This is a genomic window from Vibrio sp. SCSIO 43132, assembly GCF_019904195.1.
Lineage (GTDB): Bacteria > Pseudomonadota > Gammaproteobacteria > Enterobacterales > Vibrionaceae > Vibrio > Vibrio nigripulchritudo.
The window spans coordinates 1,808,716-1,826,286 of the sequence record NZ_CP063200.1; the positions used below are offsets into that span (position 1 = coordinate 1,808,716).

11 protein-coding genes and 1 tRNA gene are annotated in these 17,571 nt (G+C 44.1%); 5 read left to right on the forward strand and 7 right to left on the reverse strand.

Annotated elements, in window-relative coordinates; all coding sequences use genetic code 11:
• Positions 1-61: 61 nt before the first annotated feature.
• The gene (locus INR79_RS26400; RefSeq protein ID WP_223097808.1) at positions 62-2,365 is read right to left on the reverse strand and encodes a response regulator; all 2,304 of its coding nucleotides are present in this window, start codon (positions 2,363-2,365) and stop codon (positions 62-64) included.
• A 355-nt stretch (positions 2,366-2,720) separates the two neighbouring features.
• Here INR79_RS26400 and sstT point away from each other — a divergent pair, with 355 nt between their 5' ends.
• On the forward strand, positions 2,721-3,929 hold the full coding sequence (gene sstT, locus INR79_RS26405) for a serine/threonine transporter SstT (RefSeq protein ID WP_223097809.1): 1,209 nt from the start codon (positions 2,721-2,723) through the stop codon (positions 3,927-3,929).
• 49 nt (positions 3,930-3,978) lie between these two features.
• On the opposite strand, the gene INR79_RS26410 is transcribed toward sstT, so the two are convergent.
• Positions 3,979-5,073, reverse strand: coding sequence for a tetratricopeptide repeat protein (locus INR79_RS26410; protein ID WP_223097810.1), 1,095 nt, complete (start codon positions 5,071-5,073; stop codon positions 3,979-3,981).
• Positions 5,074-5,533: 460 nt separating this feature from the next.
• Between INR79_RS26410 and glgX the strand changes: the two genes are divergently transcribed.
• Together glgX and INR79_RS26420 are read left to right on the forward strand one after the other, a co-directional pair.
• Complete coding sequence (gene glgX / locus INR79_RS26415) at positions 5,534-7,483, forward strand: glycogen debranching protein GlgX (RefSeq protein WP_223097811.1); 1,950 nt, start codon at positions 5,534-5,536, stop codon at positions 7,481-7,483.
• A 204-nt stretch (positions 7,484-7,687) separates the two neighbouring features.
• Positions 7,688-9,463, forward strand: coding sequence for a diguanylate cyclase (locus INR79_RS26420; protein ID WP_223097812.1), 1,776 nt, complete (start codon positions 7,688-7,690; stop codon positions 9,461-9,463).
• 12 nt (positions 9,464-9,475) lie between these two features.
• Here INR79_RS26420 and INR79_RS26425 read toward each other — a convergent pair whose 3' ends face one another.
• Positions 9,476-10,471 carry an arginine deiminase-related protein gene (locus INR79_RS26425; protein WP_223097813.1) on the reverse strand — a complete coding sequence of 332 codons (996 nt, stop codon included), beginning with the start codon at positions 10,469-10,471 and terminating at the stop codon, positions 9,476-9,478.
• A gap of 640 nt (positions 10,472-11,111) precedes the next feature.
• On the opposite strand from INR79_RS26425, the gene INR79_RS26430 reads away from it, so the two are divergent.
• Complete coding sequence (locus INR79_RS26430) at positions 11,112-12,977, forward strand: ABC transporter ATP-binding protein (RefSeq protein WP_022594013.1); 1,866 nt, start codon at positions 11,112-11,114, stop codon at positions 12,975-12,977.
• A gap of 290 nt (positions 12,978-13,267) precedes the next feature.
• On the opposite strand, the gene INR79_RS26435 is transcribed toward INR79_RS26430, so the two are convergent.
• From INR79_RS26435 to INR79_RS26445, 3 genes are all read right to left on the reverse strand, one after another.
• Positions 13,268-14,323, reverse strand: coding sequence for a hypothetical protein (locus tag INR79_RS26435; protein WP_223097814.1), 1,056 nt, complete (start codon positions 14,321-14,323; stop codon positions 13,268-13,270).
• Between the two features lie 474 nt (positions 14,324-14,797).
• Positions 14,798-14,872: transfer RNA gene (locus tag INR79_RS26440), tRNA-Gly, on the reverse strand.
• Positions 14,873-14,988: 116 nt separating this feature from the next.
• The gene (locus tag INR79_RS26445) at positions 14,989-15,453 is read right to left on the reverse strand and encodes an Lrp/AsnC family transcriptional regulator (RefSeq protein WP_004405777.1); all 465 of its coding nucleotides are present in this window, start codon (positions 15,451-15,453) and stop codon (positions 14,989-14,991) included.
• Between the two features lie 356 nt (positions 15,454-15,809).
• Between INR79_RS26445 and INR79_RS26450 the strand changes: the two genes are divergently transcribed.
• Positions 15,810-16,763: a hypothetical protein gene (locus INR79_RS26450; RefSeq protein ID WP_223097815.1), complete on the forward strand. Its 954-nt coding sequence runs from the start codon at positions 15,810-15,812 to the stop codon at positions 16,761-16,763.
• 2 nt (positions 16,764-16,765) lie between these two features.
• On the opposite strand, the gene INR79_RS26455 is transcribed toward INR79_RS26450, so the two are convergent.
• Entirely contained in the window at positions 16,766-17,494 is a 729-nt protein-coding gene (locus INR79_RS26455) for a DUF1223 domain-containing protein (protein WP_410482906.1), read from the reverse strand.
• Between the last annotated feature and the right edge of the window lie 77 nt (positions 17,495-17,571).

The window sequence follows — 17,571 nt, forward strand, 5'->3', positions numbered from 1 at the left end:
TTCTGAAAACAACAAGCCCACAGATTTCATTCTGTGGGCTTTTTTAGCGGTTCTCATCCAGCTAAGATAACATTCGATGACTTTCCGATTTTTTCTCAGATGGTTTGGGATCTTTGACCAAAAACTCAAAGTTTGCGACGTGCTTTCTCAGCACCGTTGACAACTTGCTGAGATTAACGGGTTTGGACACAAAACCGTCCATCCCCACTTCAAAGCAACGCTTTTTCTCTTCAGCCAAAACATTTGCTGTTAAGGCAACAATTGGGACTCTGAGGCTGGAACTGGCTTCCATCTTCCGAATTGAATACGTTGCTTCAAACCCATCCATGACGGGCATCTGACAATCCATAAGAACTAAATCGTAATGTTCTATCGCGCACTTGGATACGGCAACTCTGCCATTCTCTGCAAGGCTCACTTCAACACCGAGGCGCTCCAGCATCTTCTTCATCACTACTTGGTTGGAAACCTGATCCTCAACCAGAAGTACTTTCAGCATCGTCTTCATCGGAGACGGTTCATGTTCGCCAGAGGTGGCAACGGGTACCGATGGGCGCTCAAAAATAGCCCGAACCTTGTCTTCTAAATGATTGGTTTCGTAGGGTCTAGCCAGACAAATATCTACGCCGAATTTCATCGCTTCTTTGTGATCGAATTTAGACGATGAAATCATCATAATTGCAGGGCTGTGTTCTCCGATGTCTTTCTTGATTTTTTTCACAAAATCAAAGCTATCGAGGTAAGCCAGATCATGATCAATCACCAAGAGACGGTAAGGAAGCCCTTTCTTTAATGCAGTGCGAAGCATGGTTCCTACATGGCTGATGTCCTGACAACAGGTAGACTCCCACCCCATCTTATCCAGTTGAATCGACGTGATTCGCATATTCAGACAGTAGTCATCCAGCAGCAAAACTCTGGGTTTTTCGTTGTCTTCATCACAAATGACTGGCTGCTCAACCGAATGAGAAAAGCGCAGAGTGAACGAGAAATGCGTACCAATTCCAGGCTCGCTGTCCAGCTTGAGCTGCCCGCCCATTAAGTGAATGAGATTGCGCGTGATCCCCAACCGGACACCTGCGGTCGCACGTTCCACATCCTGACTGTTTCCCTGCTCGAATATTTCTTCCTGTTGGGATTTATCTATCCCTATTCCACTGTCTTTTACTTCGAAAAGAATGGTTTCTGAACTTTCATCGTAAGACAGATGCTGAACATCAAGAATGACGTAACCGTTATCGGTGTACTTGATGGCGTTAGAGAGCAAGTTACGTAACACCTGACGAATTCTGTTTTTATCACCAAGCAAGCGAGGGCTGATACTGGAATCTAAAGTGCACTGGAAAAGTAAGTCTTTCTCTGTGGCTTTTGAACGGAACATAGCATCAATATCATCCACCAGATCATTGATGCTGAAGTCTTTCTTCACGATGTCCAGCCGACCGTTTTCGAGCTGGGACATGTCATGAATATCGTTAACCAGATCTTGTAGATTCCCTGTTGCCTTGTGGATGAGCTCACTGAATTCTTTAAGCTCTTGCTTACTGGGTTCTTCTTTTAGCAGCGATACCATTCCAACATAGCTGTTCAGCGAGTTTCGGATCTCATGACTCATTGTCGCCATTAACTCGCCTTTTCGCGCTTTGGCTATCTCTGCCTGCTGACAGCTGTCTGAAAGCTGAATGAAGGTTTCCCGAATGCGATCAACTGCGTTGTTGTAACGTTCGTTAAACTGAGTCACTTCGTCCTGAAACAGCCGAGAACGGAGGAGAATTTTACGCGGGAGATTGTTTTCGTCGATTTCACCCACTCGCCTTGCCATCTGGCGAACTGGTTTTATGACGTTTTTCATTAAAACCACGTACCCCAACATGGACACAATAAGAGCAATAACTACATGAGACAGAACCTGTTGAACTACCGAACTGATATCCCGAACCATACTTTCTGGCTTCGCGAGTGCGATCGTTAAAGTTTGTTCTGGTAAGAACTCGTCCTGTTCCAGAGTCCACGTGAGGATGGTCGACCTTTCCGACGAGAACAGCCCCAAGCGAAGTGCATCATCAACCGCAGGAACGACACTGATGCCATCCACTTCGGCAAAGCGGTACAGCTCTTTCACCACCATTTCCAGTTTGACGGCGTCTTGAATCAGGGCAAATTGTTGTATTTTAGGAATGAAATACGTATCAACTGACGCAAGTATGGCCTCTTTTCTTTCTGAGCTTGCCTTGTGTTCCCAAAACACGCTTGAAAGGGACGATAGCACCGCGAACAGAACACCTAAGGTGCACAACAGAAACAATGTCTGACGGGACAGGCCTAACCTAGCTTTCCAACTCAATACGCTACTTAAGATAGTCATTCGATAACCTTGTAACGTCTGCTTTTTATTCATTAAGCATAGTCTGGATTTCGCGACTAGATGAAAAACCAGTTGCTTATTGGTACTTTTTTAAACAGCTCAGAGTTTTCTTTCAGAGAATCAACCTGATGCGAGGTGAATCTGTTCTCAAAAATCTTAACTTTGGTTTAGTAAGGCGCCGAAGCGCTATAGATTAAAGAAACCATAAAATTCCACATATACAACATATAAAACCACAATTAACATTATTATCTAATTTTTATTACATTAATAACTTTTATATTGTAGACAATAATACTGTTATCTATATCATCATCAATGATTATAAAAACACGATAGATTTACAGGAAATCCCATGAACAGTTCCTCCTTGTTCTTTCGCCTTGCAAACGGCAACCTCGTAATACAGATACTTCTTGGCATCACCTTTGGTGTTGCATTGGCATTAACTTCACCAGACACAGCAAAGCAAGCCAGCATGTTGGGTGAGCTTTTTGTTGGCGCTTTAAAAGCAGTCGCTCCCATTTTAGTCTTCATTCTTGTTGCTGCTTCTATTGCTAACCAAAAGAAAAACCAACACACCAATATGAAACCCGTGATTGTGTTGTACCTGCTGGGTACATTCTTCGCGGCCCTGACTGCGGTGATCATGAGCTTTGCGTTTCCAACTTCTCTTACGCTGGTAGCGGGAGCTGAAGGCGCGACGCCTCCACAAGGTATTGCCGAAGTGTTGCATACCCTGCTGTTTAAGCTGGTTGATAACCCGGTCAACGCTTTAATGAACGCTAACTACATTGGTATTCTCGCCTGGGCTGTTGCTTTAGGTTTGGCGCTTCACCATGCGTCAGATACAACAAAAGCGGTATTTGAAGACTTAAGCCATGGTGTGTCTCAAATTGTTCGCTTCATTATTCGCCTGGCACCATTCGGTATTTTTGGTCTGGTGGCGTCCACATTTGCAAACACCGGCTTTGATGCACTGTTTGGCTACGCGCACTTGTTGCTGGTCTTGCTTGGCTCGATGGCGATCATGGCATTGGTCATTAACCCATTAATTGTTTTCTACAAAACCAAGCAAAACCCTTATCCGCTAGTATTTACATGCCTGCGAGAAAGTGGTGTGACTGCGTTTTTTACCCGCTCAAGTGCAGCTAATATCCCAGTCAACATGAACCTGTGTTCGAAACTTAAACTGAACGAAGATACTTACTCAGTTTCTATTCCTCTGGGCGCGACCATTAACATGGGTGGAGCGGCAATCACTATTACGGTGCTGACTCTCGCCGCTGTTCATACTTTAGGTATTCAAATCGACATTATGACGGCACTGTTACTGTCGATCGTCGCGGCTGTTTCAGCTTGTGGGGCGTCAGGGGTTGCGGGAGGTTCTCTACTGCTTATTCCTTTGGCGTGTGGCCTGTTCGGGATTCCAAACGATGTGGCGATGCAGGTGGTCGCGGTCGGATTCATCATTGGTGTGATTCAGGATTCAGCAGAAACCGCGTTAAACAGTTCTACAGATGTCGTCTTCACCGCTGCGGTCTGTCAGTCTTTAGAAAAATAAACCTAAAAAAATGCCTCGCAAATCGCGAGGCATTTTTCTATCCGTCCTTTTAGGTCATTGCCTGAGTGTAATCAGGAGAGGCTGGCTTGGTTTCTTCTGTATTCTCGAGCGTCCGAACAACAAATTCGTCACCATGAATTTCAGGAAAGTACTCTTCACGCTTATACATTTTATTCAAAGCTTTAATAATGGAGTGCTTTTTGATTTTCCCTTCATCCATCCGAGCTTGAATAGGCTTGGTTAGCCCCTGCAAACCAACAATTGCATCGATACCTATTGCATTGCCAATTTCATCTCGACGCTTTTTCGCTTTTGCAAAGCCAGAATGTGCTGATAAGAAGAACCAGATGTATGCCAGAGCATTACCACGAGAATCTGTGTCTGCCCACAACTCTCCGGCAAAGTACTGCGCTCTGCCACTTCCCGTTTCAGCTGCACGCTCAAGCCAGTATGTTGCTCGGGTTTGGTTTTGTTCGACGCCTTGCCCTTCCGCGTAATGACGACCCAGACGAATCATACCCTCAGTGGAGCCCTGTTGAGCCGCACGATAGCTCCATTCAGCCGCCAGAGTCGCATCGGGATTTGGGTTGGATTCCGCAACGTGCCAGTCGCTCATGTATAGCTGGGCATCGATATTGCCTTCTTCTGCAACTTCTTCAATCAAGTCGATGCCTTTCTGCATATCCTGATCAATACCATGCCCTTTCAGTAAACATAGCCCCACTTCAAATTGGGCTTGCTTATTGCCACCACGTGCTTCAATCACCTTGTTCCAATACTTTCCTTTGAGGTTCATCATGTGATTATCACTAAAGCGGTTACACAAGCGAACCACACTGTACATCGCGATTTCGTTGTCTGCATTTGCTGCACGCTCATACCAGTGTAAGGCTTCTCTTGGGTTACCCAGTTCGGCTTCTTTGGCCAAAAACAACTGAGTTGGAATGTGCCCGGTCTCAGCCTTATAAACCCGTTCTTGGTGTTCTTTGGCTTTTGATGCTTCCATCGCCTTTTTATATGCGGCTTCGCGAGCGATTTTTTCTTTCTCTTCCGCACGCTTTTTATTGCTGATGGTGATCATACCTATCCCGACTAAAACGAGACAGATTACGGATGCACCGATGGCAATGGTCATTACATTCATATGGGGCTGCTGCTGGTGAAAACAGGCTATAGTGTAACGGTTTTATTGTGTCATTTTTAGGGTGAATTGTTTGAAAAATTGTCTCTCGAGTTCTTTTTCGTATCTAGCTCATTAAAATCAGCTATTTATCACCTTCAGATTTTTGGCTCTGTTCGCTGAACAAACCACACATTTTGATCAATTATCCCAAATCCCCCATACAAATTGTGATGTTGAACCCCTACTAACCGAGATAAAACTCAAAAATTTAAATCTCCTGGCGACATCAAACCGAAATACTTCTTCTCTAAAAAATAATGCTTAGTAAGGTTGACGAACGGTCATTAAAAATCATACTTAAATTATTACTCAAACCTATGCATATCAATAGGTAGCGCTGAGGAATGTTCTCGGCGTACGAATTGTAGGTATAGCGGAAAGCATTAACGCGAGCCGCCAAAAACAAAGAACAAAACGAGATATGGAAACCAATAAAGCACGTCCTTTTCCGCTTGGTGCAACCCTAGACTCGATGGGCTGCAACTTTTCTGTTCACGCACCTGATTCAGAAGACATTCAGCTCGCATTGTTTGATTCTGACGATGAATTTGTCTGCTACCCAATGAACAGTTTTCGACGGGGTATCAAAGCGGTTTACATTGAAAATATACAGCCAGGTCAAAAATACGGTTACATCACAAACCACAATGAGGAAGAATTGCTGGTTTCTGACCCTTACGCCAAATCATTGAGTGCCCCTTTGCACTACGTTCCTCCCTATACGTCCGAGAAAAGTTGGGAGCTTGCCAAAAGCGTGGTCATTCAAACCGACTTTGACTGGCAGGGTGTTACGTCGCCTAACCGACCTCGTGAAGATTTGGTCTTATTTGAAACTCACGTAAAGGGGCTGACTCAGCTCCACCCCGAGATAGCAGAATCACAACAGGGGACCTATCTTGCTCTGGCTAGCAAACCCATGCTGGAATTCTATAAGAAGCAGGGCATCAACACTTTGCAGCTTCTTCCCATTGCAGCATGTATGCATGAACCTCACCTGTTAGAGCAGGGAATGCAAAATTACTGGGGTTACAACCCTTTTGTCTTTATGGCTCCAGACCCACGCTATGCGGAAAAAAATGCCGTCATTGAGCTTAAAACCGCCATTCGCGAACTGCACCGTCACGGCATCGAAGTTATTCTCGATGTGGTTTACAACCATACTGCTGAAGGGGGTATTGACGGACCCGCATTCAACCTGAAGACTCTGGATACTCTTCATTATCTGTCTCATGAAGGACAGTTCTCCAATTACACCGGCTGCGGAAATACTCTCGACCTCACCCACCAGCCAACCCTAAATTTGGTTATGGATACTTTGAGATATTGGGTAGAGGAATATCATATCGACGGATTTCGATTCGATCTCGCCGCCACTTTAGGCAGAAACCGCGATCACTTTAATCACAAAGCTTCCTTCTTTCAGGCAGTTGGGCAAGATCCTGTTCTTCGAGAGACCAAACTCATTGCGGAGCCCTGGGATATCGGTCCTCACGGATATCAAGTCGGTGGTTTTCCTGACGGCTGGAATGAATGTAACGACAAATTCCGAGACATTAGCCGGAGTTTCTGGCGAGGAGATCAAGGCTACCTCAAAGAGTTTGCTACACGTTTGATGGGCTCCAGAGACATTTACTCAGCCAGTCGCTGGCCTGAAAAGCTCACCATCAACTACGTCACCTATCACGACGGTTTTACCCTTCAGGATTTGGTGTCTTATAAACACAAAAACAATCTGAAAAACGGTGAAAGTAACCGTGATGGACATGGAGATAACCGAAGCGCCAATTACGGAGTTGAAGGCGAAACCAACAATATGCTCATCAAAGCGATGCGCGAAAAGCAAAAACGCAATTTTATGGCGAGTTTGCTGTTCAGTTTTGGGATCCCGCATATTTTAACGGCAGACGTACTCTCCCATTCACAAGACGGTAACAACAACGCGTACTGTCAGGACAATGAACTGAGCTGGTTAAACTGGAACCTCACGGAAAACCAAAAACACTTCAAAGACTGGCTGGCAACCGTCATTGAGGGAAGAAGAAAATACATGATGCCTTTCGTCCGAGCATTCAGCGGTGATACGCGAAACGATAATCGAGTCTCCTGGCTACGTACCGATGGAGAGGTAATGTCACACGATGACTGGAATGTGGTGAGTGCGATTGCCCTCCACCTTGGCATTGGCGAAACCGGTAACGAACTCTTGTACCTGATCAATCAGTCCAGTGTACCTGCCAGATATAAGTTGCCAGATTCTCAGGATCAACACTGGCAAATTATCTGCGATACGTCGTTAAACCATCAAGCCGACGAAGAGGTCTCTGGCGAACAATTAGTTACCCCTATGTCGCTTATGATTTTGCACAATTAACAATTTTGGAGGCTTTCTGCCTCCAATTTAAAATTTAGACATACATCACATTAACATTTATAAATTAGCTCAACTCATTTCTTGTACAGATTTGTTAATTTCTGTTTGCAGTGCACTAATTTGCATTGAAGCACCATGAATTTAGGTCTAATATGACGAAAATAAAAATGGGATCTATGCCCAAATTTTAATAAAAAAACGTCTATGGCTTTACCAAAATTTCTAATCAGATTCATACGTCCGTTTATCGTATTTTTGATAGCGGGCATGTTCTATTTGGCTTATTTAGAACTGCAAAAAACAGAGGCACTGGCTTATCGACAGTCACAGGCCAACATTCGTACGGCAAGCTCGTTGATTCAGGCTCATTTGGAATCAACGGTCAGCAAGTTCTATATTCTTGAACAAACTTGGCTGGAAAAGGGTTTTCGCGAATACCAAAACATCGTTCGGCAAATATTGCTGGAAACGCCTATTTACTCAGATATTGTCCTGCATTCTGAATCGAAAGATCAGTATCGTTCCTATCACGGCACTTCTTTAACAAATAGCTCAGCCAAAACACTCACATGGAGAAAGCTTCATGATTATGGTGACGAATTCTACGTATCTTCTATTTACGAAAAAGAACCTGATCACTGGGTGTTTGCCGTCAAACATTCCAATCCTAAGTTACTGTTTAACGTCTGGATTGAGTTTGATCTTCTCTATACCACTCAACATTTCAAAGACTTAAAAACTCTAGAAGATGGGTACGTGTTTGTTGTAGATGCTTCTGAGAAACGACTGGTTTTTCACCCCGACCCTAAGCGTGTCGGTACTCGTTCCATCAGTTATGGTGCAGGCATTGAAGATCGGGTAGACAGTGGTATGCGGTACGGAAAGATTGAGTATTACTACAAGGGAGACAATAAAATTTCGGTGTTCGATGCAGATAACGATCTTGACTGGGTGTTTGTATCCGGAACGGGTCGAGCAGACATTCTGGCCAGCTCCTATCAAATCAGCCTGACCGCGATTGTTTTTTCTTCCCTGTTATTTCTGACAGTTGCGGTTAACTACATCACTTTCCAGCTTAATCAGGATCTTGCCAAGCTGAATCGGGCATCAGACCTGCTGGAGTTTAAAACCCAGATGAAGAACATCTTCAAGCGGTTTTTCAGTCACAATGGTGTCCAGTTATGCCTGTATGACTCCGATACTCATGCATTTTCTTCCATTGACTACCATGGCAATCTTAAAGTCATGCTGCAAAGTGAGTCACTTGCCAGTCGCTTAGGTAACCAGACGAATTTGAGCTATAAAACCGCAAAATATGGTGATGAACTGGCGCAAAGCCTGAAAATCGATTCTAGGCACTACACCATTCCATTGATCAACCAAGGGGAACTCACAGGAGTTATCTATCTGTGTTGCAGTTTGCCAACCTACCGAACGTTGATTCTTCTGGTGCGAGATTTTACCCAAGTGTCGCTTTCTAATCTTATGCTGAATCACAAGCTCAAAAACAAAGATGGCATGACCAATCTGGACAACAAACCTCAGTTGTATCGACACTTGAGTACGACTGTGGATTCTCCAAACCGCTATCTGGCCTTTGTCGATATTGATAACTTCAAATCCATCAATGACACCTATGGCCATCAGTGTGGCGATCACGTCATTATTGAAGTTGCCAATACGATGCGGTCCCTGTTTTCTGCTCCCAGAGGCATCAGTGTTGCCCGCTACGGAGGGGAGGAATTCTGCATTCTGTTTGATGCATTAACCAGTCAGGAAGCGTTCGAAAGGCTGGAGCATTTAAGGGATGAAATAGAGAACACGGATTACTGTTACCACGACATTGAACTGAAAGTAACGGTAAGTATTGGCTTGACCAAAGCAGAACAAGATCAACACTCGTCAATTGAGAGGGCTGATCTCGCACTGTATCGCGCTAAAGACGCAGGAAAAAACCAGGTTATTATGAAGGCTGCTTAGGGTCTGTTGACCCTAGAGTGTTGCAACTCGTGGTGGCAGAAAGACTTCGCCAAGCATACAGCGAACGCTTCCGCCACCAATGGTCTCAATAGTAGAAACATCGAAAGGAAGCAGTTTACCGTGCTGAGATAGCTGGGTACGTTGTGTGTCGCTGAATGCATTGTACGCAGACAAAGACATAGCAATCAGCTTATCGCCATTCACCGACTGGAGCTCAAGAATGTTTCCGCAGAACTGGTTCATCTGCTCAATGCTGATGCTGATCACCTGACGATCTTTCGCCAGCGACTTCATCACGAAACGGCGCTCGTATTCAGGGATAACTTCATCACAAATGACGCTAAACGACTCGCCAATCGCCATCATGACGTTGGTGTGATAGATAGGGTGCCCTGTTTCTGGCAAAGCGGTCTGAAAGCTGATCACCCTGTCATAACCTATCTGTTCTGCATAGTCTTCCAAAACTTCTCGATCACAGCGTTGAGATAAAGCGGCATACAAAGTTCGGTTTATATGGTCTTTCACCATAACACCAGTGCTTTCCAAATAAGCATGCTTATCTGTGTACTTAAGTAGGCTTTCGTTCGTTGAATGGACTTGTCTGCCAGACTGTTCTAAGGCTTCGATTAACGCATTGGAGCGAACTTCCTGTCGGCGGTTTTCGCATGCCATTGGAAAAGTGAAGAATTCACCATTGCCAGTTGTACTGAACCAGTTGTTGGGAAACACAGCATCTGGCGTTTCAGCCTGACCTGTAGGGTAATCAAACTCAACAACCTGAATACCATTTTGTCTTAACGTCTTCACCATATTGCCAAACTCTGCCATTGCCTTTTCTCTGATAACCTCAGTAGATTCATTGACAGAATGCTGGAACTCATTGTCCTGAGCAGTTTCGGCGTTGAATGCAAATTCCTTTGGCGGAACCATAACAACACAGTTTGCATTTTGAACACCCTGCTCGCTACACAAGAGGGCATCGACATTATGATTTGGTGAATTAAACATGTTTTCCCTGACAACTTTGGATGGAACACATTTGAATTGTAAACACTATGTTAAGTGCTTTTTCACTGAATTCCCTTAAGTTTAGTCGACAAACTTGACCAAAACACTGCAAATTCATTAAATAACCAAAATTTTAGCTGTAAATAAGAAGCTACTTAGTGCAGCCTCATATCATAAATGAATAGTCATAACTTTCTTGAATGTTCTGAATACCTTGCTATTACCAATACATTTCTCTGATTATTCTGGTGGATGCATCAAATTAATAAGTTTTTAACTAATGTATGTTTATGCTGATAAATTGCATTGAAATAGAGTATCGACAGATGTGAGACTTCAGGTAGCAGTTAGAAGAAAGAAGCTCAAAAAACACTCTATACGGTGCATTTAGTTGATTACATTGTGAAAGTATTGGTGTAAAGTGTGCCCCTCATGATTTCTTGTGGTGTGTACGAGAAATCACGAATATTTCTGAGCTACTTCAATCTCTTATCTTGTCGTTGCTTATTCCAGTAGCCAGAAATACATGAAGAGCTCCTCTCCTCTTTATTAATTTCACTTAAACAAACTAAAAATATTTTTTCAGTTGCGCGACTCCCTGCGTCTTATGCGGCGAGTGGTTTTCTATTAGGAAGGATCTATGTTCAAACTGTTCGAAAGCTTTACCACAGCTTTTCCAAAGGATGAGCCCGAACAGCCCCCAAAAGGTATATTCGCTTTTTGTAGGTACTACACGAGAGGGTATGAAATCCCACTCGTTATCATGGCGATTTTCGCGACCATTGTTGCCATCATCGAAGTTTCTCTGTTTGGCTTTATGGGTGAGTTAGTTGACTTGCTCGGTCAAAGCGATCCAGAAACGTTCTGGCAGGAAAACAAAGACACGCTGATGTGGTTTGGTTTTCTGCTGATCGTTGCCATGCCTATTCTGGTGTTGGTGTACTCACTGCTGACCCACCAGACTATGTTGGGTAACTACCCTATGTCTATTCGGTGGATGGCACACCGCTACCTGCTAAAACAGAGCCTGTCATTTTATCAGGACGACTTTGCAGGGCGAGTCGCCACCAAGGTCATGCAGACCTCTCTGGCAGTGCGTGAAACCGTTATGAAAACCTTTGACGTATTTGTGTACGTCACCGTGTATTTCACGTCCATCGTTGTCATTCTTGCACAGGCAGACTGGCGACTTATGCTGCCGATGCTGGTTTGGCTTATTTCATACGTCAGCATTCAGATTTACTTTGTCCCTCGTCTGAAAAAAGTGGCAGCAGAGCAGGCTGACGCACGTTCTACCATGACTGGACGAATCGTAGACAGCTACACAAACATCGCGACGGTTAAACTGTTCTCGCACAGCAGACGAGAAACGGCTTACGCTGAAGAAGGAATGAAGGGCTTTCTCGACACAGTACACCGCCAGATGCGCTTAGTGACCGGCTTTGACGTGTGCGTTGAAGTGTCTAATTATCTGATGGTTTTTGCTGTTGCAAGTATGTCTATTTTCCTTTGGATGGACAACGCCATTAGCGTCGGTGCGATTGCCATCGCCATTGCACTTGCTTTGCGCATCAACGGCATGTCTATGTGGATCATGTGGGAAATCACGGCTCTGTTTGAAAACATGGGTACGGTGATGGATGGTGCAAACACACTTTCCAAACCCATTGCCATCGAAGATAAGAAAGATGCAAAAGATCTGTCTGTCGAAAAAGGCGGCATTCAGTTCGAAGACGTGAGTTTCCATTACGGCGAAGATAAGGGTGTAATCAACAACCTGAATCTTGACATTAAACCGGGTGAGAAAGTCGGTCTGGTCGGGCGTTCAGGTGCAGGAAAATCCACCTTGGTAAACCTGTTGCTCCGTTTCCACGATGTTGAGGGCGGGAAGATTAAAATCGACGGTCAGAACATCGCTGAAGTTACCCAGGATTCCTTACGCAGTAAGATCGGAATGGTGACGCAAGATACGTCTCTGTTGCACCGTTCAATCCGAGATAACATCCTGTACGGAAATCCAGACGCCACCGAAGATGACATGATCAACGCAACTCGTCAGGCACAAGCGCATGAGTTTATTGAAACGCTGACCGACCCGTTTGGTAATTTGGGTTACGACGCACAAGTCGGTGAGCGAGGTGTGAAGTTATCTGGTGGTCAGCGCCAGCGTATCGCTATCTCTCGTGTTTTGCTAAAGGATGCGCCTTTATTGATTATGGACGAAGCGACTTCTGCTCTGGACTCTGAAGTGGAAGCTGCCATTCAACATAGCCTGAATGAGCTAATGGAAGGAAAAACGGTTATCGCAATCGCGCATCGTTTGTCGACCATTGCAGCCATGGACCGACTCATTGTTCTGGACAAAGGAAATATCGTGGAACAAGGCACTCACCAGGAGCTGGTTAACTCTGGTGGTATCTACGCTCAATTGTGGGCGCACCAGACGGGTGGTTTCATTGCTGAAGATTGTGAGTTAGAAGAAGCACAAGAAACATCGAAGGCATAATTCTGTTATATCTTTAAACGCAAAACGACGGCATCGCGCCGTCGTTTTTTATGTCTGAGGGTATTGGAATGGCTATCCCGAGGTCATGTTACTTAACCTGAACTCGGGATAAGAGGTTAGCTAACCCATTAAAATAAATGAAAATTTCTATTGAGACATTCTAATGAGAAATTTTCACTTAAGACAAGGCGAAACCACGAACCAATAACGGGTTATTGGGAGAGGGTTCAACGCAGTATTAGGTGAAAAGAGCCATTAGAAAGCAAGTTGTTATCCCGAGTTCAGGTTACTTAGCACTGAAATCGCTCCCTTTCTTCCCGGGACACTAAACCGTACTTTTGAAGCTGCGGAAGAACCTTGTTATTGTCTTCTTCAAAGAAGCACTTCCCCGCCTTTCCCCAGAAATTATAACGCCCCTGATACAGAGATTTCAGTCTTACCAGTGCGCGCAGACACTTGTTTTCTATCAGCATGTATAAAATGGTGTATTGCCAACATTTCTCCGTTTCGTTGTCTGGGCATCCATTAAAATCTTCATGATTTAACGCAGCATTCGCAACTGCATCATTTTCTTCAATCAGTTTTGCCAGTAATGGAATGTTGTTGTACCAAAACGGTAAGTTTGGATCGCTCTGATAGGCTTTCTTAACCAATGTCATTGGTAACCGTTCATAAAAGCCGTGATGATCAGCAAAACAATCTCGTTGGTTCGCAAACATTACTTCTAAGAGCTCAGACTCCACCCATGCGCCTTGCTCATCTGTTGGTAAAGTTTTGATGAGAAAATCAAATTGTTCGAACAAGTCTACGCCGTTTGAATATTGGAGATTGAGAAAGTGAGCGAGGTCTGAATCACTGACTAAACCATCAACAGACATCATTCGCTCAATTGCATCTTGAACCGCTGAAGGACATGAAAACACTGAGTTCAACCACTGTTTTATTTCTTTGGAGTAATCATTCCAACACACCCCACACTCAGAAAGTACAAAATCCGCGTGTTCTACGTGAGCATAAACTTCCGTGACGAGATAAGAGACTTCATCTTTAGAGGCATTCTCAAAAAAACGCATTTGATAATAGAGAGGTTCTTTCGACATCCAAAGACCACAGGCAAACGCATTTCGAGCTTTGATGGACTGTTGCATGATCAATTCATACTCTCGATCGTCTCTCACACTTCCCTGTTGCCCTAAAAACTCTGTACAACGGTCAGCATTCATTTGGATAGAAAGCAGAACGTCATCAAGCCAAGACGCTTTCACAAAGGGATGGTGAGATTTGTACCCCTCTAGATTGTCTGCCAACAAATAATTTAAAGCCTTTTCAGATATGTCTCTATTCATGACGTTGCTCCACTTGTTCCACAAATGCCACCATTTCGTTGGCAGCATCCATTCCATATACAGTAGTGCTTCCTTATCTCGCGGAGATAATAACACATACAGAACATCATTCCATATGGTTTGAGTTTATTATTAAATTTGAACCAAGATCATATTACCTGAATTTCTATATTCACCTAATATCATTTAATTAGACTATATGACTAAAAGTTAACTGTATTGTCGAATTTATTCATTAACAAAAACTCATTTCCCAGTAAATAAATCTATACAGTTGTATTTTTATCAGTGAACACAACGAACAAAATACTCAGTAATTCATCTCGAGCTGAGTAAATATGAGCCTTTTAGAAAAATAAGAGCTTTCTAAATAAGTAAGGGAGCTGAAAATCGCGCTGAGCGAAAAAGGGGAGAGATAGTTTTCTGACACAAAAAGCAAAGCCCACACCGAAGTGTGGGCTTTGCTATAAAATCTGGAGCGTGCAGCGGGAATCGAACCCGCATCATCAGCTTGGAAGGCTGAGGTAATAGCCATTATACGATGCACGCATCATCGTTGAACGAGTTCTATATTGCCATAGGTATTGAGAATTGGAACCCCTTCGCATCACTTTTTTCTCACAAACTCAACCGTTTGCTGATTTTTGAATCAAGGTGGACAGGCTTTAATCGAAAATTTGAATTTTGGTGTCGTACTTGACCATGTTCATTGAGATAAGCGTCGTGAAGTTTTTTACATTTGGGTCGGAATAAAGCAGTTCTTCGCATAGCGCTTCGTAGCTTTCCATGTCTGGCGAGTCAATGAGCAACACAAAGTCCACCTCTCCCGTCACTTTATAACATTCTTTCACTGCAATGCTCTTACGCACCTTATCGATGAACGTGCGATTCATTTCAGGGCGATCCCTCTCCATAAACACTTCGACAACCATATGGATCATAGGTCCAAGTTTGGCATGATTGACCAACGCCACTTCTTTTCTAATGACGCCTTCTTCTTTTAATCGCTTAACTCTTTTAAAACATGCAGGAGCAGAAAGACCGACTTTGTTTGATAGCTCGACATTAGTGATCGAGCTATCTTCTTGTAACTGGCGCAAAATGGCTTTATCCAGCCTATCTAAAAACATCTTATATTCCCTTCTAAGCTTTAATCCATGTTCTATCTCTTGTGATCAACAATGAAGCATCGTGCAAGCGTTGTTCTGAACAATTCAGGTGTATACCACTTTAGTTTGGCGGCTGTGTACCATTTTAAAAACCCTTATCTATATATGGGATTCAAGCGACAGTTTGCGACATCCCTCCCTTGAGTTGGTGTAGATTATGCTAATGGCTATGAACGCTATGCTCACACTCCCGAGAAATAATATTATTAAAAACAGATAAAAAAAGAAATTTATGAAAAATATAGACCTAATTAATTAAAATTATTTTTCGACTACTCCCTTAAAATGTTGACAGGTCAATCAGTAAGGAAGATTTAATGAAAGCGTTGTGGAATAGCGGTATTAAACTGGGAAAGGATATTCTAAGGGTGTACTGGACTCTGCTGAAGATCATGGTTCCAACCCTTATCGTGGTCAAATTGCTTGATAGCCTCGGAGGTACAGAATGGCTGGCAATCTTGCTCTCGCCATTTATGGAAGCTTTGGGCTTATCTCAAGAGTGGGGGTTAGTCTGGGCTGTCGCCATTCTCACCAATATCTACACTGCAATGGCTATATTTTACGAAGTCGCTGGTCAGGCAGATTTTACTGGTGCTCAGATTACGGTTTTAGGGCTACTCATTCTGTTCGCACACTCACTTCCTATGGAAGGTGCGGTTGCTAAAGCCGCTGGCGTACCATGGTGGATGACGATAGTGTTTCGCGTTGGAGGAGGGCTTGTTATCGGCTGGCTGGCGCATTCCGTTTATCAGGCTGGGGGCTGGCAGCAATCCAATGTTAACCTGTTATGGCAGCCCGAACCTCTCGGTGAGAGCTGGGGCGATTGGGCTATGGATCAGCTTAAGATGTTGGTCTCTATCTTCTTTATCATTTCTGTTTTGATGATGCTGTTGCAGTTACTTCGTGTGCTTGGCATAGAAAAACTGTTACACCTTTTGCTCGCCCCTTTGATGAAGGGGCTAACCATAGGAAAAGAAGCCACCAACATTACGATTATTGGCATCACATTGGGGCTGAGCTTTGGTGCTGGTCTGCTTATTGATGAAGTAAAACAGGGCAAGGTATCCAAACGCGACACTCTTATCGTGGTCTGTTTTCTTGGGCTTTGCCACAGTATCATTGAGGATACCTTGCTTATTCTGCTTCTCGGCGCAGACATCTACGCCGTATTGTGGGGAAGGCTGATTTTTTCCATCGTTTTGATAGCGATTTGGGCAAGATTATTATCAAAGCCGGATGACACCTACCCTTCCCCTGTTACTCATCCATAAGATTATTGGATGTAACCCGCAACGGTTTGAACTGGCTGACTCTGGTTCCCCTTAGTCAGCCAAACCGCAACGGCATCAGCATTGTTTGCGACCATGACGTCATTAAAGTTCCACTTTTTCTCAGAGGTAAGCTGGTATTTGTTCAGTACAACAAAGTCATGCTCCAGCTCTCTGCCTCTGTTCTCTCCTGCTGCAATTTTTGTACGTTCATCCATCGCCAAAAGCACAAGATGAGCCGTATACCTTCCATTTTGGTCATAGTTCAGACGGAAGTTATCGCCTTCTTTATTCAAAGTAAGGGCGCCCCTATCATTAGCTTCTCTGGCTGGTAGCTGGCTTCTGGAGAAAAATCCGCGCCACTCATTTCCATCGACAACGAAACCTGGTGTATATACCGAACTCAGAGAGCCATACGCGCGATACAGTCTTTGGCGTTGGCTGTATGCAGGGTGAGCAAACTCATCTTTCCAGCCTAAGTAGTCCCAGTAGTCGACGTGAAAAGCGACAGGAATAATGTCCTTCCAAAGTTTGGCAGATGATTGGAATTTGCTAAGAAAGCGGTCGGCCGGAGGGCAGCTAGAACACCCTTCGGATGTGAACAGCTCGACAAGTTGAGCTGGCTGCCCTTCATGAGTCCAGGTTTGAGCGACAGCATTTGGCGCAAATAGCGTTGCGCCAGTTGCCGTCATCAGGCTTGCAGAGAGAATTGATGTAAAAATGGTCTTGTTCATGGTCATTGTCCATTTGCAGTAACCATTAAACAGACCAGAAAGAACCGAAGATTATTTCATTGGTTTTGAAGCTGCAC